General features: G+C 71.9%; 19 protein-coding genes. 12 read left to right on the top strand and 7 right to left on the bottom strand.

Features of this window, described 5'->3' with window-relative positions:
• Positions 1-117: 117 nt before the first annotated feature.
• Positions 118-1,146 (top strand): aspartate-semialdehyde dehydrogenase, encoded by a 1,029-nt coding sequence (locus ABZ154_RS14205; RefSeq protein ID WP_356832311.1) that lies wholly within the window; start codon positions 118-120, stop codon positions 1,144-1,146.
• A gap of 81 nt (positions 1,147-1,227) precedes the next feature.
• On the opposite strand, the gene ABZ154_RS14200 is transcribed toward ABZ154_RS14205, so the two are convergent.
• Entirely contained in the window at positions 1,228-1,752 is a 525-nt protein-coding gene (locus ABZ154_RS14200) for a DUF1203 domain-containing protein (protein ID WP_356832309.1), read from the bottom strand.
• Between the two features lie 124 nt (positions 1,753-1,876).
• On the opposite strand from ABZ154_RS14200, the gene pepN reads away from it, so the two are divergent.
• Complete coding sequence (gene pepN, locus ABZ154_RS14195) at positions 1,877-4,453, top strand: aminopeptidase N (RefSeq protein WP_356832307.1); 2,577 nt, start codon at positions 1,877-1,879, stop codon at positions 4,451-4,453.
• Between the two features lie 282 nt (positions 4,454-4,735).
• On the opposite strand, the gene alc is transcribed toward pepN, so the two are convergent.
• The 5 genes from alc to ABZ154_RS14170 form a co-directional block, all read right to left on the bottom strand.
• Entirely contained in the window at positions 4,736-5,890 is a 1,155-nt protein-coding gene (alc, locus tag ABZ154_RS14190) for an allantoicase (RefSeq protein WP_356832305.1), read from the bottom strand.
• Positions 5,891-5,953: 63 nt separating this feature from the next.
• Entirely contained in the window at positions 5,954-6,865 is a 912-nt protein-coding gene (locus ABZ154_RS14185; protein ID WP_356832303.1) for a LysR family transcriptional regulator, read from the bottom strand.
• Between the two features lie 94 nt (positions 6,866-6,959).
• The gene (locus tag ABZ154_RS14180) at positions 6,960-7,172 is read right to left on the bottom strand and encodes a hypothetical protein (RefSeq protein ID WP_356832392.1); all 213 of its coding nucleotides are present in this window, start codon (positions 7,170-7,172) and stop codon (positions 6,960-6,962) included.
• Between the two features lie 38 nt (positions 7,173-7,210).
• Complete coding sequence (malQ, locus tag ABZ154_RS14175; RefSeq protein WP_356832301.1) at positions 7,211-9,370, bottom strand: 4-alpha-glucanotransferase; 2,160 nt, start codon at positions 9,368-9,370, stop codon at positions 7,211-7,213.
• Positions 9,371-9,682 carry a hypothetical protein gene (locus tag ABZ154_RS14170; RefSeq protein WP_356832299.1) on the bottom strand — a complete coding sequence of 104 codons (312 nt, stop codon included), beginning with the start codon at positions 9,680-9,682 and terminating at the stop codon, positions 9,371-9,373.
• A gap of 325 nt (positions 9,683-10,007) precedes the next feature.
• Between ABZ154_RS14170 and ABZ154_RS14165 the strand changes: the two genes are divergently transcribed.
• Positions 10,008-13,019: a beta-N-acetylglucosaminidase domain-containing protein gene (locus ABZ154_RS14165; protein WP_356832297.1), complete on the top strand. Its 3,012-nt coding sequence runs from the start codon at positions 10,008-10,010 to the stop codon at positions 13,017-13,019.
• 116 nt (positions 13,020-13,135) lie between these two features.
• Here ABZ154_RS14165 and ABZ154_RS14160 read toward each other — a convergent pair whose 3' ends face one another.
• On the bottom strand, positions 13,136-13,672 hold the full coding sequence (locus ABZ154_RS14160; RefSeq protein WP_356832295.1) for an HNH endonuclease: 537 nt from the start codon (positions 13,670-13,672) through the stop codon (positions 13,136-13,138).
• A gap of 314 nt (positions 13,673-13,986) precedes the next feature.
• On the opposite strand from ABZ154_RS14160, the gene ABZ154_RS14155 reads away from it, so the two are divergent.
• The 9 genes from ABZ154_RS14155 to ABZ154_RS14115 all read left to right on the top strand — a co-directional run bounded on the left by ABZ154_RS14155 (position 13,987) and on the right by ABZ154_RS14115 (position 24,814).
• Positions 13,987-15,054, top strand: coding sequence for a mechanosensitive ion channel family protein (locus ABZ154_RS14155; protein WP_356832293.1), 1,068 nt, complete (start codon positions 13,987-13,989; stop codon positions 15,052-15,054).
• Positions 15,055-15,247: 193 nt separating this feature from the next.
• Entirely contained in the window at positions 15,248-16,453 is a 1,206-nt protein-coding gene (locus ABZ154_RS14150) for an ROK family transcriptional regulator (protein ID WP_356832291.1), read from the top strand.
• 78 nt (positions 16,454-16,531) lie between these two features.
• Complete coding sequence (locus ABZ154_RS14145) at positions 16,532-17,863, top strand: ABC transporter substrate-binding protein (protein ID WP_356832289.1); 1,332 nt, start codon at positions 16,532-16,534, stop codon at positions 17,861-17,863.
• A gap of 6 nt (positions 17,864-17,869) precedes the next feature.
• The gene (locus tag ABZ154_RS14140) at positions 17,870-18,811 is read left to right on the top strand and encodes a sugar ABC transporter permease (protein WP_356832287.1); all 942 of its coding nucleotides are present in this window, start codon (positions 17,870-17,872) and stop codon (positions 18,809-18,811) included.
• A gap of 3 nt (positions 18,812-18,814) precedes the next feature.
• Entirely contained in the window at positions 18,815-19,717 is a 903-nt protein-coding gene (locus ABZ154_RS14135) for a carbohydrate ABC transporter permease (RefSeq protein WP_356832285.1), read from the top strand.
• 2 nt (positions 19,718-19,719) lie between these two features.
• Entirely contained in the window at positions 19,720-20,985 is a 1,266-nt protein-coding gene (locus ABZ154_RS14130; protein WP_356832283.1) for a 6-phospho-beta-glucosidase, read from the top strand.
• Positions 20,976-21,950 (top strand): BadF/BadG/BcrA/BcrD ATPase family protein, encoded by a 975-nt coding sequence (locus ABZ154_RS14125; RefSeq protein ID WP_356832281.1) that lies wholly within the window; start codon positions 20,976-20,978, stop codon positions 21,948-21,950. The genes ABZ154_RS14130 and ABZ154_RS14125 overlap by 10 nt, the downstream gene beginning before the upstream one ends.
• A 414-nt stretch (positions 21,951-22,364) precedes the next feature.
• Positions 22,365-23,753: a hypothetical protein gene (locus ABZ154_RS14120; protein WP_356832279.1), complete on the top strand. Its 1,389-nt coding sequence runs from the start codon at positions 22,365-22,367 to the stop codon at positions 23,751-23,753.
• An 86-nt stretch (positions 23,754-23,839) separates the two neighbouring features.
• Complete coding sequence (locus ABZ154_RS14115; RefSeq protein WP_356832390.1) at positions 23,840-24,814, top strand: glutamate ABC transporter substrate-binding protein; 975 nt, start codon at positions 23,840-23,842, stop codon at positions 24,812-24,814.
• Positions 24,815-24,836 lie beyond the last annotated feature (22 nt).

The raw sequence follows: 24,836 nt of genomic DNA, 5'->3' as shown, positions 1-24,836 counted from the left end.
AATCTGCGGTCCTCGCGCGGCGAGTCCGCAGGTCGGACAATGGATTGGACAAGGCGGGCCCGGACATACGCATCATGGAGCGGCAAACGGGCCGCGCACACATACAGAGGAGTCCCAGTGAAGGTCGGAATCGTCGGCGCCACCGGTCAGGTCGGCACAGTCATGCTCAAGATCCTGGCCGAGCGGGACTTCCCGGTCGACGAGCTGCGGCTGTTCGCCTCCGCCCGGTCCGCCGGCTCCACGATCGACTGGAAGGGCTCCGGCATCACCGTCGAGGACGCCTCCACGGCCGACTACACCGGCCTGGACATCGTGCTGTTCTCCGCCGGTGGCGCGACCTCCAAGGCGCTGGCCGAGAAGGTCGCCGCCCAGGGCGCCGTGGTGATCGACAACTCCTCCGCCTGGCGCAAGGACCCCGAGGTCCCCCTCGTCGTGTCCGAGGTCAACCCGCACGCGGCCCGCGTCCGGCCCAAGGGGATCATCGCCAACCCGAACTGCACCACGATGGCCGCCATGCCCGTGCTGCGCCCGCTGCACGCCGAGGCCGGCCTCGAAGCGCTGACCGTCGCCACCTACCAGGCCGTCTCCGGCTCCGGCGTGGCCGGCGTCGCCGAGCTGCACGGCCAGGCGTCCGAGGTCGTCGCCGAGGCCGAGAAGCTGGCCCACGACGGCGAGGCCGTGGACTTCCCCGAGCCGGCCGTCTACAAGCGCCCGATCGCCTTCAACGTGCTGCCGCTGGCGGGCTCGATCGTGGACGACGGTTCGTTCGAGACGGACGAGGAGCAGAAGCTCCGCAACGAGTCCCGCAAGATCCTGGAGATCCCGGAGCTGAAGGTCTCCGGCACCTGCGTCCGGGTCCCGGTCTTCTCCGGCCACTCGCTCCAGATCAACGCCCGCTTCGCCCGCCCGATCGGCGTCGAGCGCGCCTTGGAGCTGCTGAAGGACGCCGAGGGCGTCGAGCTCTCGGAGATCCCGACCCCGCTCCAGGCGGCGGGCAAGGACGCCTCCTTCGTGGGCCGCATCCGGGTCGACGAGACCGTCGACAACGGCCTCGCGCTCTTCGTCTCCAACGACAACCTCCGCAAGGGCGCGGCGCTGAACGCCGTCCAGATCGCGGAGCTGGTGGCGGCCGAGCTGAAGGGCTGACGCGCGACCCTTGTATGCGCACGCGTACGGGAAGGGGCGGCCACCGGGCACACCGGCGGCCGCCCCTTTCGCGTGCCTGCCTCAGGGCCGCCGCACCTCAAAGTGGAAACACCCGTACTCCACCGCCCGTACGTGCACCAACGCCACCTCCGGGTCCGCGAACGACTCGTCGAACTCCGCGTCGAAGCCCCTCTCCGCCTGGGCCGGGACCTCCAGCAGCCGACCGCCGACGATGTGCCCGCGCGCGTCGTAGCGGCGCACCGTGCGTAGGGCGCCGGGACGCGAGAAGGGGTAGCCCTGGCGCGCCGGGTCCGGGCCCGCGCACTCCTCGGCGTGGATGAAGACGGGGCCCTGCTCGTCGTACGCCCCCGGGGCCGCCCCGGACCCGGCCGCCCAGCGGCGCAGCGGGGCGTAGGAGACCAGGGCGATGCGCTCCCCCGGTTCGCTGCCGCGCAGGCAGCAGCGGAGGGGAGCGCCGGCCCCCGTCTCCGTGTAGGGGGCGCAGGGGCGGCCCGCGTCGTCCGTGGCGCGGAGTTCGGCGAGGGCGGCGGCGGCGATGGCGCGGGGCTCGTATCCGGTGGTCACGCGGGGCTCGTATCCGGTCATGGTTCGAGCCTCTCCCTCTGAGCCGTCCGCGTCCGGCGGAAAACGGACATCGCGCTGAGAGCGCGCCCCATGGAAGGATGGCGGAAACGCCGCATATCAAGTCGCACACCTAGGAGATGACCGCGTGCCTGGCACGAATCTGACCCGCGAAGAGGCACAGGAGCGGGCGCGCCTGCTGACCGTGGACGCGTACGAGATCGATCTCGACCTCTCCGGAGCGCAGGAGGGCGGCACCTACAGGTCCGTGACCACCGTGCGCTTCGACTCCGCGGAGGCCGGAGCGGAGACCTTCATCGACCTGGTCGCCCCGGCCGTCCACGAGGCCGTGCTCAACGGCGAGGCGCTGGACGTCGCCGCCGTGTTCCGTGACTCCCGGATCGCCCTGGCCGGGCTGCGCGAGGGCGCCAACGAGCTGAAGGTCGTCGCCGACTGCGCGTACACCAACACCGGTGAGGGCCTGCACCGGTTCGTCGACCCGGTCGACGAGCAGGCTTATCTGTACACCCAGTTCGAGGTGCCGGACGCCCGCCGCGTCTTCGCCTCCTTCGAGCAGCCGGACCTGAAGGCCACGTTCCAGTTCACCGTGCAGGCCCCCGCCGGCTGGACGGTCATCTCGAACTCGCCGACGCCCAAGCCGAAGGACGACGTCTGGACGTTCGAGCCGACGCCGCGCATCTCCACGTACATCACGGCCCTCATCGTCGGGCCGTACCACTCGGTGCACAGCAGCTACGAGAAGGACGGCCAGTCCGTCCCGCTCGGCATCTACTGCCGCCCCTCGCTCGCGGAGTACCTGGACGCGGAGGACATCTTCGCCGTCACCCGGCAGGGCTTCGAGTGGTTCCAGGAGAAGTTCGACTACGCGTACCCGTTCGCCAAGTACGACCAGCTCTTCGTCCCGGAGTTCAACGCGGGCGCGATGGAGAACGCGGGCGCGGTCACCATCCGCGACCAGTACGTCTTCCGCTCCAAGGTGACGGACGCGGCGTACGAGGTGCGGGCCGAGACGATTCTGCACGAGCTGGCCCACATGTGGTTCGGCGACCTCGTCACGATGGAGTGGTGGAACGACCTCTGGCTGAACGAGTCGTTCGCCACCTACACCTCGATCGCCTGCCAGGCGGACGCCGAGGGTTCCCAGTGGCCGCACTCCTGGACCACGTTCGCCAACTCCATGAAGACCTGGGCCTACCGGCAGGACCAGCTGCCCTCCACGCACCCGATCATGGCGGACATCGGGGACCTGGAGGACGTCCTCGTCAACTTCGACGGGATCACGTACGCCAAGGGCGCCTCGGTGCTCAAGCAGCTCGTGGCGTACGTCGGCAAGGACGCGTTCTTCCAGGGCGTGCAGGCGTACTTCAAGGCGCACGCCTTCGGCAACACCCGCCTGAGCGACCTGCTGGGCGCGCTGGAGAAGACCTCCGGCCGTGACCTGAAGACCTGGTCGAAGGCGTGGCTGGAGACGGCGGGCATCAACATCCTGCGCCCGGAGATCGAGACCGACGAGAACGGTCACGTCACCTCCTTCACCGTCCTCCAGGAGGCCCCGGCGCTGCCCGCCGGAGCCAAGGGCGAGCCGACACTGCGCCCGCACCGGATCGCGGTCGGCGCTTACGACCTCGACGAGAGGGGCAAGCTCGTCCGGACGGGCCGGATCGAGCTCGACGTCGACGGCGAGCGCACCACCGTGCCGGATCTGGTGGGCAAGGCCCGCCCGGCCGTCATCCTGCTCAACGACGACGACCTGTCGTACGCGAAGGTCCGCCTCGACGAGGAGTCGCTGCGGGTCGTCACCGAGCACCTGGGCGACTTCACCGAGTCGCTCCCGCGCGCCCTGTGCTGGGCCTCCGCCTGGGACATGACGCGCGACGGCGAGCTGGCGACCCGCGACTACCTCTCGCTGGTGCTCTCCGGCATCGGCAAGGAGTCGGACATCGGCGTCGTCCAGTCGCTGCACCGTCAGCTGAAGCTGGCCCTGGACCTGTACGCGGCGCCTGAGGCCCGTCAGGCCGCGCTCAACCAGTGGACGGAGGCGACACTGGCGCACCTGCGTGCGGCGGAGCCGGGCAGCGACCACCAGCTGGCGTGGGCCCGTGCCTTCGCGGCGACGGCCCGCAACCCGCAGCAGCTGGACCTGCTCCAGTCGCTGCTGGACGGTACGGAGGCCATCGAGGGCCTGACCGTCGACACCGAGCTGCGCTGGTCGTTCGTGCAGCGGCTGGCAGCCGTCGGCCTGCTGGACGAGGAAGAGATCGCCGCCGAGTACGAGCGCGACAGGACGGCGGCGGGCGAGCGCCACGCGGCCACCGCTCGGGCCTCGCAGCCCTCCGAGGAGGCCAAGGCCCAGGCGTGGGCCTCGGTCGTGGACTCCGGCGAGCTGCCCAACTCGCTCCAGGAGGCGGTCATCAGCGGCTTCGTCCAGTCGGACCAGCGTGAGCTGCTGGCCCCGTACACGGAGAAGTACTTCGCCTCGGTGAAGGAGGTCTCGGACTCCCGCAGCCACGAGATGGCCCAGCAGATCATCGTGGGCCTCTACCCGGCCCTCCAGGTCTCCCAGGAGACCCTGGACGCCACGGACGCGTGGCTGGCCTCGGCCGAGCCGAGTGCGGCCCTGCGCCGGCTGATGTCGGAGTCGCGGTCGGGCGTGGAGCGCGCCCTGAAGGCCCAGGCGGCGGACGCGGCGGCGGCCACCGCGTAGTCCGTGCGGGTGCGGTCCTGGGGGCGTCCTCTTCGCTACGGCGGCGGGGGCGCCCCCTTGGCGTACGCCCGCGTGCAGGCACGTACCCGGCGGCCTGGCGTGGGAGACGTACGCCCTACGCGACCGGCGGGTCGATGCCCGGCTTCGCCGCTGTGCCGCTCGCGCCGGTTCAGACGCTGCGGTTCTCCGCGTACGCCGCCTGGACCGCGGGCCGTTGGAAACCGCCCGGCGGGCGGGCACAGGCGCGCAGCCGTCCGCCGGGCGGGATCTGGGGGGGGTGAACTACGCGCCCGACTCCTCGTAGCGGCGGGTGAGCTCGGCCGTGCCGGACTCCGTGAAGCCGCCGTGCAGCCGCATCCGGGCCACCCCGCCGTCGGGGAAGGCGTCGAGGCGGACGTGGGTGACGACGGCCTGGGCACGCAGCACGAAGCGGTGCAGGGTGTCGGGCTGGAGGCGGGTGCGCGGGATGATCTCGAACCACTCGCCGGTGTCGCCGTTGCGGCCCTGCAGGGCGACCCAGCCGGCTGAGTTGCCCTTGAGGTAGGCGGTGTCGATCTCGACCGCGCGGACCGCGCCCTGGGCGGGGAGGCGGAAGCGGACCCAGTCGTTGGTGTCGCGGACCCGGCGACGGCGGTTCTCCCAGCCGTCGTCCATCTTGCGGGAGGTGCCCGGCAGGATGATCTGGGTGGGCGAGGAGTAGAAGCGGTCGGAGGCGTCCTCGTACGTTCCGCCGTTGAGCACCGAGATCAGGTCGACCGTGCCGAGCGCGGCGATCCAGGCCGGGTCGGGGACGACCTCGCCGTGGACGCGCAGGCGGGCTATGCCGCCGTCGGGGTGCTGGCGAAGGCGCAGGTGGGTGTAGCGGCGGCCGCCGGTGATCTCGAAGGCGTTGGCCGCGTGACCGCGTACGGGGGTGGGCGGGAGGATCTCCTCCCACTTCACGTCGTCGGCGAGCAGCTCCTCGGGGCTCGGGGCACCTTCGACGGCGGTGGCCTGCACCGATACGCGCTGGGGGTAGTTGCCGCGGAAGTGGGCGGTGTCCACGATCAGGCCGCGCACGATGCCGGGGGCGCCGAGGCGGACGATCGCCCAGTCGTGGTCCTCGGGGGCCGGGAAGGGGTGGGAGGCGTCGGCGCCACGGCGGCGGCGGGTCTCCCAGCCGTCCATGATCTTGCCCTTGTGGCCGAAGTGCTCGGGGTCGAAGACGGCGCGCTCGCGCAGGAGGAGGTTCTCGCGCTCGGCGAAGAACTCGTCGTTGGCGGCGATCACGCCCGCGCCGAGGCGGCGGTCGGCGAGGTCGACCAGCTCGGTGAAGGGGAGGTCGCCCGCCTCGCGGTAGTCGGCGTACGGGTCGCCGCCGCCGTAGGGCGCGGCGTCATTGGCATGGGGATCGGTGCCGGAGTTCTGGAATGCGGTCTCGCTCGCGTCGAAGGTCATGGGTCCACCTTCGCGCCGACGACCCATCAGGTCCATCGAAAGTTTCCGCAGACACTGTTCAGTTCAACTGAACGATACGGCGATGTCCGTGAGCGCCTTGAGCACCCGCGCCACCGCCGGGCCGCTCTCCGCCCCGTGCCGGACCGCCGCCACCACATGGCGGCGCGGCTGATCCGCCTCCAGGACCCGCATCACCACTCCCTCCGGCCGCTGCTCCCGGGAGGCCATCCGGGGGACGAGGGCGATGCCCATGCCCGCCTCGACCAGGGCCAGGATCGCGGTCCAGCCGGCGGCGCTGTGGGCCTGCTCGGGGACGAAGCCCGCCGCCTCGCAGGCGGCCGTGGTGATCTGGGACCAGGGTCCCGAGCCGCCGAAGATCCAGCGGTCTGCGGCCAGGTCGGCAAGGCGCAGCGCGGGCGCGTCGGCCAGTGGGTGGGCGGCCGGGAGCGCCACGTCCAGCGGGTCGGCGAGGAGCGGGAAGAGGGAGAAGCGGGGGTCGCGGGCGGTCGGGGCGTGGGCGGCCAGCGAAAGGGCCAGGTCCACCTCGCCCGCGGTGAGCAGCTCGTACGCCTGGGCCGCCTCGGCCTCCCGTACGCGTACGTCGGGTCCCGGGCGGTCCTCGGCGCGCAGCAGCCTCACGGCGGGGACCACGAGGGCGGGTACGGCGGTGGAGAAGGCGCCGACCCTGACCTCGCCGGCCTCGCCGCGCAGATAGCCGGTGAGTTCGGCGTCGGCCCGCTCCAGCTGGGCGAAGACCGCCTCGGCGTGGCGCAGGACGAGGTGGGCGGCGTCCGTGAGGCGGACACGGCGGCCCTGGGGCTCCAGGAGCTCCACGCCGAGCTGTTTGGCCAGGTTGGTGAGCTGCTGGGAGACGGCGGAGGGGGTCATCAGGAGCGCATCGGCGGTAGCCGTGACCGTGCCGCGGTCGCGCAGGGTGCGCAGGATGCGGAGCTTCTTGACGTCCCACTCGGTCATGACCGCAACCTACCGGGGCCCTGTCCCGTGCCGGACGTACGGATGCGCCGCGCGGTAGCTCCTACCGGCGGCGCGTCCTTCGTGCGGGTGCGGGTCAGACCTGCTTCTTGGACTTGTCCAGGACCATGACCAGGGCCGTGATCAACAGGAACAGGCCGATGGGCGCGATGACGTAGAGACCGATGGTCTCCATCGCGCTGAGGCCCGGACCCGGGTCGTCACCGTCGTCGGGCGTGTACGCCAGAGCCGGGGCCGACATGAGCAGCATCATCAGCGTCGTCCCGGCCGCAACGACGCCGGCGCGCATAGCGTTCTTCTTGTCCACGGTGCCAACGTAGCGAACGCCTAGTCGGGGCGCTCGCCCGGGGGTGCCGTACGGGCCTGCGCGGGCCGCAGGACCTCCATCAGGCCGTGCAGCCGGGGCGAGGCGGCGATCTCCTCCAGGCTGACGGGATGGCCCTCCGGGTCGGCGATGGGCAGCCGCCAGTTGGGGTACTGGTCCCAGGTGCCGGGGAGGTTCTGCGGGCGGCGGTCGCCCACCGTGTCGGGGAGCCACACTCCCGCCATCCGGGCGGGGGTGGCGAGCAGGAAGCGGTGGACCGCGCGGACGGCCGCCTCCTCGTTGCCGTCACCCTCGGGGAGCATCCGCAACCGGGCGAGGAGGGCCAGCCATTCCGCCGTACCGGTCACGTCCTCGGTGAGCTCCTCCTCCAGGGGGCGGGTGAGCAGGCCCAGCCGGTGGCGGAGCGTCACATGGTCGCCGGTCAGCCGGGCGGCGGTGGAGGGCAGGTCGTGGGTGGTGGCGGTGGCGAGGCAGTCGCGCCGCCACTCCCCGGGGGCCAGCGGGCGGCCGTCACCGTCCCAGTCGCGCTCGAACCAGAGCACGGAGGTGCCGAGCACCCCGCGCCGGGCGAGCGCCTCGCGGACGCCGGGCTCGACGGTGCCGAGGTCCTCGCCGACGACGACACAGCCGGCCCGGTGGGCCTCCAGGACGAGGACGCCGAGCATCGCCTCGGCGTCGTACGCGACGTACGCACCGTCGGTGGGCGGGCGGCCCTCCGGCACCCACCAGAGCCGGAAGAGGCCCATGACGTGGTCGATGCGCAGGGCGCCCGCGTGGGCCAGGAGGCCGCGCAGCAGACCCCGGAAGGCGGCGTAACCGGTGGCGGCGAGGGCGTCGGGGCGCCAGGGCGGCAGGCCCCAGTCCTGGCCGCGCGCGTTGAAGGCGTCCGGGGGCGCGCCGACGGACATGCCGTGGGCGAAGGCGTCCTGCTGGGCCCAGGTGTCGGCCCCCGCCGGGTGCACTCCGACGGCCAGGTCGTGGACGATCCCGATCTCCATCCCGGCGTCCTCGGCGGCCCGCTGGGCGTCGGCGAGCTGGGTGGCGGTCAGCCAGGCGAGGCGGCAGTGGAGGTCGACCCGGTCCAGCAGCTGGGAGCGGGCGCGGGCGGTCGCCGGGGAGCGGGGGTCGCGCAGGGGCCCGGGCCAGCTGTGCCAGTCGGGCCCGTGCGCCTCGGCGAGCGCGCACCACAGGGCGTGGTCCTCCAGCGCCTGGCCCTGCTCGGCGAGGAAGTCGCAGTAGGCGGCGCGGCGGCCGGGGGTGAGGGGCACCTGGGCGACCAGCTCCAGGGCCTGCCTCTTCAGCTCCCAGACGGCGTCACGGTCGATCAGGGCGCCCTTGTTGAGCACGGCCTCACTCAGGGCGGCGGCGTCCTGGCGGAGGTCGTCCAGGGTGGCCCGGTCGCGGACGTGCCCGTATTCCGGGATCGATTCGACGTGCAGGTGCACGGGATCGGGGAAGCGGCGTGAGGAGGGGCGGTAGGGGGACGGGTCGGTGGGCTTCCCGGGAACCGCCGCGTGCAGCGGGTTGACCTGGACGAACCCCGAGCCGAGGGTGCGCCCGGCCCAGGCGGCGAGGTCGGCCAGGTCGCCGAGGTCGCCCATGCCCCAGGAGCGGGCGGAGAGCAGGGAGTAGAGCTGGACCAGGAAGCCGTGGGTGCGCTCGGGCGGCTGCGGGGTCCGGGCCGGGGCGACGACCAGGATGGCGGTGGCCTCGTGGTGCTCGGGCGTACGGACGTGGAGGCGGTGGACGCCGTACGGGGGCTGGGTCCAGCCGGGCGGGGGCTCGGCCGGGTCCGGGACGCCGTCTGCGGCCCCCGGGACCTTCCAGGACGCGGCGGCCTCCGGCACCTCCCAGGAGGTGGCGGGTGCGGGGGGCCGACCCGCCGGCTCCGGCTCGACCGTGACGGTCGAGCCGGGCGGCAGCGCGGTCAGCGCGGGCGGCAGCGGCTCACCGGCCCAGACCACCACGGTCGGCGGCAGCAGGCGCGAGCGGGACTCCGCGGCGGCGAGTGACCTCCGTACGTCCTCCGGGGTGCCGGCGTCCACGCCCAGCGCGGCGAGCACGGCGATGACCGTGTCGTCGGGGACGGACACCGTGACATCCGGGGACGGGGAGTAGGAGGTGGCGACACCGTGCAGTGCGGCGAGCCGGGACAAGCCCATTCAGACTCCTGGGAACTCCATGCCCCCTGCGGTGCCGGGTGCGGTCGGCTCGCTGGTCAGAGGGGCGACGGCGGCGAGCGGAGGCTCGCTCGTGAGCGGGGTGGCATCGGCGAGCGGGGGCTCGCTGGTCAGCGGTGCGGCGTCGGGATACGAGGATTCACCGAGCAGGAGGGAGACATCGGCGAGCGGCGGCCCGCTGATCAGGTGGGCGACATCGGCGAGGGGAAGTCCGCTGGTGAGCGGTGCGGGATCGGCTTGGGCGGGTACCTGTTTGGAGAGGGCGGAGAGCAGGAGCTGCGCGGATGCGGGCATGGGTGGCCTCCTGGCCATGGACAACAGGACACAGCAGGCCTACCCAGGCCTCGCGTACGCAGACCTGGACGTGACGTAGGCGTTATGTCCAGGCAGGTACCACGTACGCATCAGAACAACGAGCCAACGTGCCGTGGGTCACATTCCGTTCCCCCGTGCGGCAGGTATGGGCCGTTTTCAGCCATTCCCGTCAGCCACAGCCGTCCCATCAAGCCCGAAGGTGTCACTATTCCCGGCAAATCCGACAGAACAGCCACGCGCATTGACACCCTCGCGCACGGGTGGTGGGCTCGGACCCCACTCAGGCCTTTCGAGGGAGCGCGACGTGCGGTTCGGGCGCAGAAAGCAGGCCACGGCCGTCGCCGTCGCCGTGATCGGTGGGCTGCTGAGCCCCTTCGCACCGGCCGCGACCGCCGCCCCTGCCGACCCCGGCAAACCCCCCGCCACCTCGCCCGACCGTGCCGACAGCGCACAGCCGCCCGCCGTGTGGCCCCGGCCGCAGAGCATCAAGGCCACCGGCCCGGCCGTGCCGCTCGGCCGTGAGGCCACCGTCGTCGTCGCGCCGGACTCCGATCCGTACGCCGTGGAGGAGCTCCGCTCCTTGCTGGGTACCGCCGGTGTCACGACCCTGCACGAGAGCCTGCCCGGACGCGGGCCCCTCATCCGGATCGGCGGCCCGGGCGCCGGGGAGGCGCTGCGGGCGCTGCGCGCACCCGACCGCGCCGACCTGCCCACCGGCGGCTACCGGATCGCCTCCGGCCAGGTCGCCGGCCGCGCCACCGTGGCCCTGGACGGGCTCGGCGAGGACGGCCTGTTCCATGCGGTCCAGACCCTGCGGCAGCTGGTGAGCGGCGGTTCGGTGGCCGGTGTCGTGGTGCGGGACTGGCCGGGGACGTCCGTACGCGGCATGGCCGAGGGGTTCTACGGACAGCCCTGGACCCAGGAGGAGCGGCTCGCACAGCTCGCCTTCATGGGCCGCACCAAGCAGAACCGGTACCTCTACGCGGCGGGCGACGACCCCTACCGGCTGGCCCGCTGGCGCGAGCCGTACCCGGCCCGGCAGCGCGCCGACTTCCGGGCGCTGGCGCAGAAGGCCGAGGCCGAGCATGTGACGCTCGGCTGGGCGGTCTCGCCGGGGCAGGCCATGTGCATGGCCTCCGACCAGGACGTCCGCGCGCTGACGAAGAAGATCGACGCGATGTGGGCGCTGGGCGTGCGGGTCTTCCAGCTCCAGTTCCAGGACGTCAGCTACAGCGAGTGGCACTGCGACCTGGACGCCGAAACGTTCGGCAGCGGCTCCGAGGCGGCGGCTCGCGCGCAAGCCCGGGTGGCCGGGGCCGTCGCCCGGCACCTGGAGGAGCGCCACCCCGACGCGGCGCCGCTGTCGGTGCTGCCGACGGAGTTCTACCAGGACGGCGCGACCGACTACCGCACGGCGCTCGCCGCCGAGCTGGACGGGCGGGTCCAGGTGGCCTGGACGGGCGTCGGGGTCGTACCGAAGAAGATCACCGGACGTGAGCTGGCCGGGGCGCGGGCCGCGTTCCGCCATCCGCTGGTGACGATGGACAACTACCCGGTCAACGACTACGCCCAGGACCGGATCTTCCTGGGGCCGTACACCGGCCGGGACCCGGCGGTGGCGAGCGGTTCGGCGGCGCTGCTGGCCAACGCGATGGAGCAGGCGTCCGCCTCGCGCATCCCGCTCTTCACCGCCGCCGACTTCGCCTGGAACCCGAAGGGATACCGGGCGGACGAGTCCTGGCAGGCGGCCATCGACGATCTGGCGGGCGGGGACGCGGGGGCCCGGGAGGCGCTGCGGGCGCTCGCGGGCAACAGCGCGGACTCGGTGCTCGGCTCGGCGGAGTCCGCCTACCTGCAGCCCCTGTTCGCCGCGTTCTGGCAGTCCCGGGCGGCCGCCGCTCCGGTACGGGACCGGGCGGCGCGCGAGCTGCGGGCGGCCTTCACCGCGATGCGGCAGGCCCCCGACCGGCTCGCCACCCCCGCCGAAGGGCGCCTCGCCGACGAGGTGCGCCCGTGGACCGAGCAGCTGGCCCGCTACGGCCACGCCGGTGAGCTCGTCCTGGACCTGCTCCAGGCCCAGGCGGCCGGCGACGGGGCGGGCGCCTGGCGGGACCGGCTGGCCCTGGAGCCGCTGCGGCAGGAGATCGCGGCGGCCAGGGCCACGGTCGGCAAGGGGGTGCTCGACCCCTTCCTGGACCGGGCCGAGAAGACCGCCGACGGCTGGAACGGGGTCGACCGGTCCAGCGGCAGGGTCACCAAGGACACCCACAGCTACACGGTCCGCCTGGACCGGACCCGCCCGGTGGAAGCCGTGACGGCGCTCGCCGAGCCCGGATCCGGCCTGACCGGCGCGGTCGTCGAGGCCCATGTGCCGGGCGAGGGGTGGCGGGCGCTGGGGCAGCTGTCCCCGACCGGCTGGACCCAGACCGCCGCGAAGGGGCTGCGCGCCGACGCCGTACGGGTCACCGTGCCCGAGGCGGCCCGGACCACGCCCCCGTCGTACCTGAGCCCCAGCCTGCCGCCGGCCCCCGCGATCCCGGCGGGGACCCCGCGGCTGCGTGCCCTGGTGCCGTGGTTCGGGGACGAGCCGGACGCCGTGCTCGACCTGGCGCACGGCGAGACGGACGCGGAGATCGGCGGCGGGCCGAAGCGGGTGGCGGCGCGGCTGGCCGGGCGGCGTCCGGCCGAGGTGAAGGGCGCGCTGACCGCGAAGGCACCCAAGGGCATCGAGGTGCGGGTCCCGAAGCAGACGACCGTGCCGCGTGGATCCCGTACGGAGGTGCCCGTGGACATCACCGTTCCGGCGGACACCCCGGCAGGTGAGTACGAGGTCCCGCTGACCTTCGGCGGCCAGGAGTCCACGCTGACCGTGCGGGCCTTCCCGCGTACGGGCGGCCCGGATCTGGCGCGTACGGCCACGGCCTCCTCCTCCGCCGACGAGACCCCGGACTTCCCCGCGTCCGCCGCGTCGGACGGCGACCCGGAGACCCGGTGGTCCTCGCCCGCGGAGGACGGGGCGTGGTGGCAGGCCGAACTCCCGCAGCCGGTGCGGCTGGGGCAGGTGGTGCTGTCATGGCAGGACGCGTACGCCTCCGGCTACCGCATACAGGTCTCCGCCGACGGCCGCACCTGGCGCACCGCGGCGACCGTCCGGGAGGGCCGGGGCGGGCGCGAGTCGGTGCGGATGGACGCGAAGGACACCCGGTTCATCCGGGTGCAGGGCGACGCCCGGGCGACGCAGTACGGCTACTCGCTGTGGTCGGTTGAGGCGTACGCGGTCGCGGAGCAGGCCTCCCCACGTGGGGACACGGAGTAGGCCTCCCCACGTGGGGACACGGAGTAGGCCTCCCCACGTGGGGACACGGAGTAGGCCTCCCCACGTGGGAACACGTAGTAGGCGCCTCCTCACGTGGGGACGGCAGAAGCCCGGTCTCAGGCGGAGACGCCGTCGATCCGGGCCATCACGTCGTCCGCGCCGAACGGTTGCAAGTACGGCAGCCAGCGCGGGTCGCGGTGTCCGGTCCCGATGATCCGCCAGGCCAGGCCGGTCGGCGGGGCGGGCGGGTGGCGCAGCCGCCAGCCGAGCTCGGGGAGGTGGCGGTCGGCCTTCACGTGGTTGCAGCGGCGGCAGGCCGCCACCACGTTGTCCCACGCGTGCTGTCCACCGCGGCTGCGTGGAATGACGTGGTCGACGCTGGTGGCGGCGGCCCCGCAGTACATGCAGCGTCCCCCGTCCCGGGCGAAGAGCGCCCGGCGCGTCAGGGGAACGGGCCCCCGGTAGGGGACCCGGACGAAACGCTTGAGCCGGACCACGCTGGGCGCGGGCACGGCGCGGGTGGCACTGTGCAGGAAGGCGCCGGTCTCCTCGAGGCAGATCGCCTTGTTCTCGAGGACGAGGACGAGCGCGCGGCGGAGCGGTACGACGCCGAGCGGCTCGTACGACGCGTTGAGAACCAGGACGTGCGGCACGGTGGATGCCTCCTTGTACGCCGGCGGCGCGTGGCTCGCGCCGGGACGATCCGATCTCAGTCTCTCCTCATGCCTGGTCGAAGCGCCACCACGTAGGGGTAACGGGCCGGGAGGATTTTTCTCACCCTCCGGCGGGCGGGCGCCCGCCCCACTCCGGAGAGGTGTCTCACCAGGGCGGCCGTACGGACTGTGCGATCGGCCACAGCACACGTATCCCCGGTGAGACCTGTCTCTCCTCCGAAGACGGCAACGATCCACTCCCCCGGCTTCGTTAGTGTTATCGGTCAACCGTCGTCCCTCTGGAGGTCCTCACCGTGCACCTGTCCGTCCTGTTGGCCGCAGCCCCGTCACCCGAGCCGGGCGGCTCGCTGGAGGAAGCCGCCGAGCAGGCCGGGAACGCCGCGGGGTGGGTCGAGGAGAACTGGTCCACCTGGCTGAGCACCGGTCTGCGGATCCTGCTGATCGTGGCCGTCGCGGTCACGCTGCGCTACCTGATCCGGCGTGCCCTGACCAACCTCATCGACCGGATGAACCGCAGCGCCCAGGCGGTGGAGGGCACGGCGCTGGGCGGTCTCCTGGTGAACGCGGAGCGAAGACGCCAGCGCTCGGAGGCGATCGGCTCGGTCCTGCGGTCGGTGGCCTCCTTCATGATCATGGGAACGGCCGCCCTGATGGTCCTGGGCGCCTTCAAGATCAACCTGGCCCCTCTCCTCGCCTCCGCGGGTGTCGCGGGTGTGGCGCTCGGCTTCGGCGCCCGCAACCTGGTCACGGACTTCCTCTCAGGCGTCTTCATGATCCTGGAGGACCAGTACGGGGTCGGGGACACGATCGACGCGGGTGTGGCCTCCGGTGAGGTCATCGAGGTGGGCCTGCGGGTCACCAAGCTGCGCGGCGACAACGGCGAGATCTGGTACGTCCGCAACGGCGAGGTGAAGCGGATCGGCAACCTCAGTCAGGGCTGGTCCACGGCCGGGGTCGACGTCACGGTGCGCCCGACGGAGAAGCTGGAGCACGTCCGCGAGGCGATCACCACGGCCGCCGAGACCATGACGAAGGAAGAGCCCTGGTCGGAGCGGCTGTGGGGCCCGGTGGAGGTGCTCGGGCTGGACGCGGTCCTGCTGGACTCCATGACGGTCAGGGTCACCGCGAAGACGATGCCGGGCAAGTCGGTGGGCGTGGAGCGCGAGCTGCGCTGGCGCGTCAAGCAGGCCTTGGACGACGCGGGCATCTCGATGATCGGCGCGGTGCCGCTCCAGACGCGGACCGAGTCCACGGCGGACCCGACGGCTGCGATGGCGGCCCCCTCGGCGTACGCCTCGGCGACCTCCCCGCAGTCACTGGCGGCGACGCCGATACCGCCGCCGACCAGCCTGAGCAAGTAGACCCTTGCCGTCACGCCCCCGGCCGCCCCTGGAATCCAGGCAGGCGGCCGGGGGCGTTCGCGTACCACTCCGTCCGAGGTAACGCTTTGATTGCCGGACGGGCGGTCCCCATTGACGCCCCGGCAACCCGCGTCTTACGGTCTCCCGGAATAGGAAACTTTCCTAACAGAGTCGACGAGGGTGGGCATCCACGATGACGGGAACCACACCGGGCACCCCCCGGGTGCTGCGGGCCATGAACGACCGGGCCGCCCTCGATCTGCTGCTGGAACACGGCCCCCTCTCCCGGACCCGGATCGGCAAGCTGACCGGCCTGTCCAAGCCCACCGCCTCCCAGCTCCTGGCCCGGCTGGAGGCCGCCGGGCTGGTCGTCGCCACCGGGACCAGTGAGGGGCGGCCGGGGCCCAACGCGCAGCTGTACACCGTGAACGCGCGCGCCGCCCATGTGGCCGGGCTCGATGTGAACGAGCGGCGCGTCATCGCCGCCGTCGCGGACGTGACCGGGGCGAGCGTCGGGGAGTTCGAGCTCGCGACCCCGGGGCGCCGCGCCGCCGGCGTGGTGCGCCAGGTCGCCGACGCGCTGGACGGGGCGGTCAAGGAGGCCGGCCTCACCCGCGCCGACATCCACCGGGTCGTCATCGGCACCCCGGGCGCCTTCGACCCGGGCACCGGGCGGCTGCGGTACGCCTCGCACCTGCCCGGCTGGCACTCCCCCACCCTCCTGGACGAGCTGGCCGCGTTCCTGCCGATGCCGGTGGAGTACGAGAACGACGTCAACCTGGTCGCCGTGGCCGAGCAGCGCCTGGGCGCGGCCCGCGGCCACGAGGACTTCGTGCTGCTGTGGAACGAGGAGGGGCTCGGCGCCGCCCTCGTCATCAACGGGCGCCTGCACCGCGGCTTCACCGGCGGCGCGGGCGAGGTCGGCTTCCTGCCGGTGCCCGGAACCCCCCTCGTACGCCAGGTCGTCAAGGCCAACAGCGGCGGCTTCCAGGAGCTGGCGGGCGCCCAGGCGGTGCCCCGGATCGCCAAGGCGCTCGGCATCGACCCTCCGCAGCAGCCGTACGCCAAGGCCGCCGCGATCCTGCTGGAGCGGGCGGCCGCCGCGTACGAGCAGGACGAGGCGCTGACCGAGCTTCTCCGCCAGTACGCGCACCGGCTCGCCACCGGCCTCGCTTCCGTCACCGCCGTCCTTGACCCGGGGCTGATCGTGCTCTCCGGCGGCGCGGTCGCCGCGGGCGGCGAGGTCCTGCGCTCCCTGATCCAGTCCGAGCTGGCCGAACTGGCCGCCTCCCGGCCCCGCCTGGTCGTCGGCGAGATCGACCGCACCCCCGTCCTGCGCGGCGCCCTGGAGAGGGCGCTCGCCGACACCCGCGACGAAGTGTTCGACACCTCGCGCTGAGCCCGTCTCTTTCCCGTCCCTGCCGCTCACCCCCGTCCCTGCCGTCTGCTTCTCTTCCCCGTCCCTGGGAGCTTTGTCATGCGCACAAGCCGTCTCACCACCACCGCTGTCGCCGTCGCCGCGATATCGGTGCTCGCCACCGCGTGTACCGGCCAGTCCGAGGCCGGGGCCACCGACGACCCGAAGGCGAAGACCACGATCAACTTCTGGCACGGCTGGAGCTCGCCCGCCGAGGTCAAGGCCGTTCAGGACAACATCGACCGGTTCGAGAAGGCCCACCCGAACATCACGGTGAAGGTCTCCGGCAACATCAACGACGACAAGCTCAACCAGGCGCTGCGCGCGGGCGGTTCGAACGGGCCCGACGTGGTCTCCTCCTTCACCACCGCCAATGTCGGCAAGTTCTGCTCGTCCGGCGCCTTCGCCGACCTGAAGCCGTTCATCGAGAAGTCGAAGCTCGACCTGGAGAAGACGTTCCCGAAGGTCCTCCTCGACTACACCCAGTTCGAGGGAGACCGCTGCGCCCTGCCGCTGCTCACGGACGCCTATGGCCTCTACTACAACAAGGACGCCTTCAAGAAGGCGGGTATCACCGCGCCGCCGAAGACGATGTCCGAACTGTCCGGCGCTGCCAAGAAGCTGACCGTGGAGAAGGGCGACACCTACCAGCAGCTCGGCTTCATGCCGAACTTCCACGGTTACGAGACCGTCGCCGACCACTACCTGTCCTCGTGGGACCACACGTACTTCGACGAGAACGGCAAGTCCAACATCGCCAAGGACCCGGCGTTCGCGAAGATGTTCACGTACCAGAAGAAGCTCGTGGAGGACCTCGGCGGCTACGCGAAGCTGGAGAAGTACCGCGGCACCTTCGGTGACGAGTGGGGCGCCAAGCACCCCTTCCACACCGGCCAGGTGGCCATGCAGCTGGACGGCGAGTGGCGACTCGGGATGGCCGAGGACGCCGGGGCCGGTTTCGAGATCGGCGTCGCGCCGATGCCCGTCGCCGACGACGAAGTCGACAGCTACGGCAAGGGGTTCCTCTCCGGCACCATCGTCGGCATCGCCCCGGCCAGCAAGAAGCAGAACGCCGCCTGGGAGCTGGTGAAGTACATGACCAGCGACACGGAGGCGGTCGTCAACTTCGCCAACGGCATCCGCAACGTGCCCTCGACCTTCGAGGCGCTGAAGTCGCCCGACCTGAAGTTCGACCCGCGCTTCAAGACGTTCCTGGACATCGCCCAGCACCCGAAGTCCAGCACCCCGGACGGGGCCGTCAACGGCTCCACGTACCAGCAGACGCTCCAGGACTTCGGCTACCAGTACGAGAAGGGTGCGGTGAAGGACCTCCAGGCCGGCCTGGAGAAGACCGCGAAGCAGATCGACACCGATATCGCCAAGGCCAAGTAGCCGACGATGACGACGCATACTCTCCGCTCCAAGCGCCGCAGGTCGGCGCTGCGGAACGCGGCCTTCATGTCGCCGTGGCTGATCGGGTTCTCGGTCTTCTTCGCGTACCCGATGGTCTCGACGGTCTACTTCTCCTTCACGGAGTACGACGGGTTCGGGGCGCCTGTCCTCAACGGGCTGACGAACTGGACGTACGTCTTCCGCGACTACCCGATGTTCTGGCCGTCGCTGTGGAACACGCTCTGGCTGGTGGTCGTCATGGTCACCTGCCGGGTGGTCTTCGGGCTCGGGATCGGGCTGCTGATCACCAGGATCAAGACGGGGACGGGCGTCTTCCGGACGCTGTTCTACCTGCCGTATCTGGCCCCGCCCGTCGCCGCGACGCTCGCCTTCGTCTTCCTGCTCAACCCCGGCACGGGGCCGGTCAACGCGATCCTCGGGGAACTGGGGCTGCCGACGCCCGGCTGGTTCAACGACGCCACCTGGTCCAAGCCGGCCCTCACCATGCTCGCGGTCTGGGGCATCGGGGACCTGATGGTCATCTTCATGGCCTCGCTGCTGGACGTGCCGGCCGAGCAGTACGAGGCGGCCGAGCTGGACGGCGCCTCCGCCTGGCAGAAGTTCCGCTTCGTGACCCTGCCGAACATCGCGCCGATCGTGCTCTTCGCCGTGGTGACGGGCGTCATCCAGGCGATGCAGTACTACACCCAGCCACTGGTCGCCGGAAAGGTCGCCTCCGGGGTCATCGGGGGCTCGGGACAGTCCTTCGAACCCGGCTATCCCGACAAGTCGACACTCACGCTCCCCCAGCTCGTCTACAACCTCGGCTTCCAGCGCTTCGACTACGGCGCCGCCTGTGTCGTCGCCCTCGTCCTGTTCGCCCTGGCCATGGCCTTCACCGCGCTGCTCATGCGGGGCCGCAACAGCCTGATCCAGGCCGGTGACTGAGCCATGACCCAGACTCTCGGCAAGCCCGCCTCCGCCTCCCCGGCGAAGGTCCCGTCCACGCCCGCCGCGCGCACCGCACGCCGCAAGGCGCTGCTGCACTGGATAGCCGTCCACTCGCTCGGGATCGCCGCCGCGCTCTTCTTCGTGCTGCCGTTCGTCTTCGTGGTGCTCACCTCGCTGATGAACGACCAGCAGGCGCTGACCCGCGACCTCACCCCCAACACCTGGGAGTGGGGCAACTACAGCCAGGTCTTCGAGACGCCCGGCTTCCTTGTCTGGTGGCGCAACACCCTCCTGTACGCGGGACTCGGCACCGTACTCACGGTCGTGTCGTCCATCCCCGTGGCGTACGCGCTGGCGAAGTTCCGCTTCCGGGGCCGCAAGCTGTCGCTGATGCTCGTCATCTCGATGATGATGCTGCCGCCGCAGGTCGTCATCATCCCCATGTACCTGTTCTGGGCGAAGCAGATGGACCTGTCCGGCACCCTGTGGCCGCTGATCATCCCGATGGCCTTCGGTGACGCGTTCTCCATCTTCCTGCTGCGGCAGTTTCTCCTGACCATCCCGAACGAGTACCTGGACGCCGCCAAGGTGGACGGCTGCGGTGAGTTCCGTACGCTGATCAAGGTCGTCCTGCCGATGGCCAAGCCCGGTATCGCGGCCATCGCCCTCTTCCAGTTCTTCGCCGCCTGGAACGACTACTTCGGACCACAGATCTACGCCTCCGAGAACCCGGCCGCCTGGACGCTCAGTTACGGCCTGGAATCCTTCAAGGGCGCACACCACACCGACTGGAACCTGACCATGGCCGCGACCGTTCTGGTCATGGCCCCTGTGATCGCCGTCTTCTTCTTCGCTCAGAAGGCATTCGTCGAGGGCGTCACACTCACCGGAGTGAAGGGCTGACAATGAAGCTCGCAGTAGTTGGTGGCGGGTCCACCTACACCCCTGAACTGATCGACGGCTTCGCCCGGCTGCGGGACACGCTGCCGGTCGAGGAGCTGGTGCTCGTCGACCCGGCGGCCGACCGGCTCGAACTGGTCGGCGGCCTCGCCCGGCGGATCTTCGCCAGGCAGGACCACGCCGGGAAGATCACCACCACCACCGACCTGGACGCGGGCGTGGACGGCGCCGACGCGGTCCTGCTCCAGCTGCGCGTCGGCGGACAGGCCGCGCGGAACAAGGACGAGACCTGGCCGCTGGAGTGCGGCTGCATCGGCCAGGAGACCACCGGCGCCGGCGGCCTCGCCAAGGCCCTGCGCACCGTGCCGGTCGTCCTGGACATCGCCGAGCGGGTGCGCCGCACCAACCCGGACGCCTGGATCATCGACTTCACCAACCCGGTCGGCATCGTCACCCGGGCCCTGCTCCAGGCCGGGCACAAGGCGGTCGGCCTGTGCAACGTGGCGATCGGCTTCCAGCGCAAGTTCGCCCGGCTGCTGGACGTGAGCCCCTCCGAGGTCCACCTGGACCACGTGGGGCTCAACCACCTCACCTGGGAGCTGGGCGTGCGCCTGGGCGGCCCGGACGGCGAGAACGTGCTGCCGAAGCTGCTGGCCGAGCACGGTGACGCGATCGCCGACGACCTGCACATGCCGCGCCAGATCGTGGACCGGCTCGGCGTGGTCCCCTCGTACTACCTGCGCTACTTCTACGCCCACGACGAGGTCGTACGGGAGCTCGGCACCAAGCTGTCCCGGGCCGCCGAGGTCGCGGCGATGGAGAAGGAGCTGCTGGCGATGTACGGCGACCCGACGCTGGACACGAAGCCCGAGCTGCTCGCCAAGCGCGGCGGCGCGTTCTACTCCGAGGCGGCCGTGGACCTCGCGGCCTCCCTGCTGGGCGGCGGCGGTTCGCCGGTCCAGGTGGTGAACACGTACAACGACGGGACGCTGCCGTTCCTCCCGGACGACGCGGTCATCGAGGTGCAGGCCCGGGTCGGCCACGACGGGGCGACCCCGCTGGCCGTGCCCGCGCTGGACCCGCTGTACGCCGGTCTGATCGCCAACGTGACGGCGTACGAGGACCTCGCCCTGGAAGCCGCGCTGCGCGGCGGCCGGGACCGGGTCTTCAAGGCGCTGCTCTCCCATCCGCTGATCGGCCAGTACGACTACGCCGAGCAGCTCACCGACCGGCTGATCGCGCACAACCGGGAGCACCTGGCGTGGGCGTGAACGTCTCGGTCGTCGCCGTCGACGCGGGCAACAGCAAGACCGATGTGGCGTTGATCGGTGAAGACGGAACGGTTCTCTCGAGAGCCCGGGGCGGGGGCTTCCAGCCGCCCTACGTGGGGGTGGAGGCGGCGCTCGACGTGCTGGCCGCGGCACTGGACGAGGCCTTCGCGGCGCTGCCCGGCCCCGTCGGCTCCGTCGGCCATGTCTCCGCGTGCCTGGCCAACGCCGACCTGCCGGTCGAGGAGGCCGAGCTGGCCGAGGCCCTGGAGGCCCGTGGCTGGGGAAGGTCGGTCCAGGTGCGCAACGACACCTTCGCGATCCTGCGCGCGGGGGTGGACGAGCCCCGGGGCGTCGCGGTGGTCTGCGGGGCCGGGATCAACTGCGTGGGCATGGTGCCGGACGGGCGGACGGCCCGCTTCCCCGCGATCGGCCGGATATCCGGTGACTGGGGCGGCGGTGCGGGGCTCGCGGAGGAGGCGTTGTGGTTCGCCGCGCGCGCCGAGGACGGGCGCGGTGAGCCGACCGAGCTGGTCCGTGCGCTGCCGGGGCACTTCGGGCTCGACTCGATGTACGCCCTGATCGAGGCGCTGCACCGGGGCACGATTCCCCTGGCCCGGCGGCACGAGCTGACGCCGGTGCTGTTCGCCACCGCCGTCGCCGGGGACCCGGTGGCGGGCGCGCTGGTGGAGCGGCTGGCGCAGGAGGTGGTGGCGATGGCGTCGGTGGCGCTGACCCGCCTCGGGCTGCTGGAGGAGGAGGCTCCGGTGCTGCTGGGCGGCAGCGTGCTGGCCGCGCGCCATGCGCAGCTGAACGACCGGATCGCCGGACTGCTCTCGGCCCGCGCCCCGAAGGCCGTGGTGCGGGTGGTGTCCGAGCCACCGGTGCTGGGGGCCGCGCTGCTGGGCCTGGACGTCACGGGGGCGGTACCGGAGGTCCACCGGCGGCTGCGGGCGCAGTACGCCTGATCTCCCGGAAGACCGGAACGAGGGGCGTCCTGTCGCGTTCGACGCGGTGGGGCGCCCCCTCCCTCGTTCGGGGGAACGCGGACGGGCGAGGGAACCGATCGCGCGCCCCACACGTGTACCTGATGGGGAGTCCGCAACGCACGGGGATGGCTGGGCGGTCGGGGAGGCTCGGGGCGGATCCGGAGCGGTGTGAAGAGGCCGGCGGGACCGCCGGTTCGCTTATGGGGATGTTTCGGGGCACGTTGCGCCGATCGCCTTGATCGGCCGCGTCCGCCCTGATCGAATGCGTTGACCGGTGCGGGATCCAGGCGTTCGTGATGTGCGGGTCCGTCCCCGCGGCCATACTTCTGGCCGTGCGCCCGCCCCCGATCGGCCGGGGTCCGGGACACCGTCAGTGACCGAGGGGGAGGTCGAGTGACACAGCTGCCGCAGGGCGGCCCGCAGACGCAGCGCGCGCCGGAGCAGGCGCCCGCGCCCGTCGGCCTGCCCGCTCGGCGACCGAGCTCCTGGGCCGTGCAGAGCCGCCGGCTGCGCGCCGTGGCGACGACCGAGCCCGGCCGCCTCCAGATCATCGGGGCCGTGTTGGCGCTGCTGGTCGTGGCGTTCGGAGCGGTGACGGCCCTGGAGATCTCGCACCGCGCCTCCGCCGCCGACGACGTGGTGGGGCGCAGCCAGCCGCTCAGCGCGGACGCGGCGAACATCTACCGCTCGCTCGCCGACGCGGACACGATGGCGGCCAGTGGCTTCCTCGCGGGGGGGCAGGAGCCGAAGGCCGTACAGGACCAGTACCGCAAGGACATCGAGGAAGCGGCCCGGCTGCTGGTGAAGGCGTCGGCGAACACCGACTCCTCGACCAGCTCCTGGCAGGAGATCACCACCCTCAACGAGCTGCTGCCCGTCTACACCGGTCTGATCGAGCGGGCCCGCGCCAACAACCGGCAGGGCCTGCCCCTGGGCGGCGCCTATCTCCGGTACGCCAACCAGAAGATGACCAACGAGCTGCTGCCGGCGGCCGAGCGGCTGTACGCGGCGGAGACGGGCCGGCTCGACCGGGACTCCGCCGACGCCCGGCGGTGGCCCTTCCTCTCACTCACCGCCGGACTCGTGGTGCTGGGTGCGCTGGCGTGGACGCAGCGCCGCAACTACCGCCGCACCAACCGGGTGTTCAACCACGGTCTGCTGGTGGCGACGGCCGCCGCCTCGGTGGTGCTGCTCTGGCTGGCGGTCGGGCACACGGTGGCCCGCACGGAGCTGCGGTCCGCGATGACGCACGGTCAGGCGTCACTCGATGTGCTCAACAACGCGAGGATCAACTCCCTGAAGGCACGCGCCAACGAGAACCTGACGCTGGTCGCGCGCGGCGCCGTGCTGACCGCCGACGGTTCGGCCGACCAGTACGAGACGGACTACACCACGGGTATGAAGGCCCTTCGATCACAGCTGAAGAAGGCCGAACGGCTCGCCGACGACGAGAGCGGCAGGACCCCGGTGGCCAAGGCCGCCAAGAGCGTCACCGAGTGGCAGGACCGCCACCGCAAGGCGCGTGCCACGGACGACAAGGGCGACTACGACGGCGCTCTGAAGCAGATCATCGGGGCGGAGGACTCAACGGGGCAGGCCTTCCAGCAGGTGGACACCGCGCTGCGGACGGCACTCGCCCATGAGCAGGGTGAGTTCACCGCAGCCGCCGAGGACGGGCGCGGAGCGCTGCGCGGCCTGCCGACAGGAGCCGCCGCGCTGGCGGTACTGGGAGCGGTCGCCGCGATCCTCGGGATCAACCGCAGGCTCTCGGAGTACCGGTGAGAGGGGCAGCGATGGCCAGGGCGAGGGCATGGGCACGGCGCTGCACCCCACGGGGCGGGCTGCGCGGCTGGGGCGGCGTGACGGCGATGGCCCTGGCGTGCGTGATCACCGCCGCGCTCACCCTGCTGCCGCTCTCCCAGCACGGCGGGCGGACCTCCGGGGCGGACACGGTGGGCGGTGGGGCGACGGCGACCGTGCCGGTGCGGGCCGAGGTGTGCACCGATCCCGAGGCGAGCCTGCCGCCCTCGTCGGCGGACGGGCCCGGCATCGCGAAGATCAAGGCACGCGGCAAGCTGGTCGCGGGCGTCGACCAGAACAGCTACCGCTGGGGCTACCGCAACCCGTACAGCGGCGAGCTCGAAGGGTTCGACATCGACCTCGTGCGGGCGCTGGCCAAGGACATCCTCGGCGACCCGGACGCGGTGATCTTCCGGGCCATTCCCACCAACCAGCGCATCGCCGCCCTGGAGAGGGACCGGGTCGACGTAGTCGTGCGGACGATGACCATCAACTGCAAGCGGCTGGAGCAGGTCTCCTTCTCCACCGCCTACTTCCGGACCGGGCAGCAGATCCTGGCCCCCAAGGGCTCCCCCATCACGGGGTACGACGATTCGCTGAAGGGCAAGCGAGTCTGCTCCGGCGAGGGCACGACCGCGTACGAGGCGCTGGAGAAGGAGTCGTACGGGGCGATATTCAGGGACGAGTTCGACGGTTCCGAGCGGGACCCGGACCGGCTGACCGTCCCCAACCAGCTGGACTGCCTGGTGCGGCTGCAGCTCGGCGAGGTCGACGCCGTCCTCACGGACAACGCCCTCGGCGCCGGGCAGGCGGCGCAGGACCCGGCGGTGGCCCTCAAGGGCGCGGGACCGTTCACCACCGAGTTCTACGGCGTGGCGGCGAAGAAGGGTGCCGACGATCTGGTGGCCCGGGTCAACAAGGTCCTGGTCGACTATCGCGCGGGCGGGAAGGACAGCGCCTGGATGGTGTCGTACCGCAAGTGGCTGGCGGCCGGACTGCCCGGCATCACGGCGCCGCCGGCCCCGAAGTACCGCAGCGAGTGAACCCGGCGCGCCGGAACACGTA

The sequence above is a fragment of the Streptomyces sp. NPDC006261 genome (assembly GCF_040613515.1).
In the GTDB taxonomy this organism is placed as follows: Bacteria; Actinomycetota; Actinomycetes; order Streptomycetales; family Streptomycetaceae; genus Streptomyces.
This window is presented reverse-complemented; position numbering and strand designations above follow the sequence as displayed.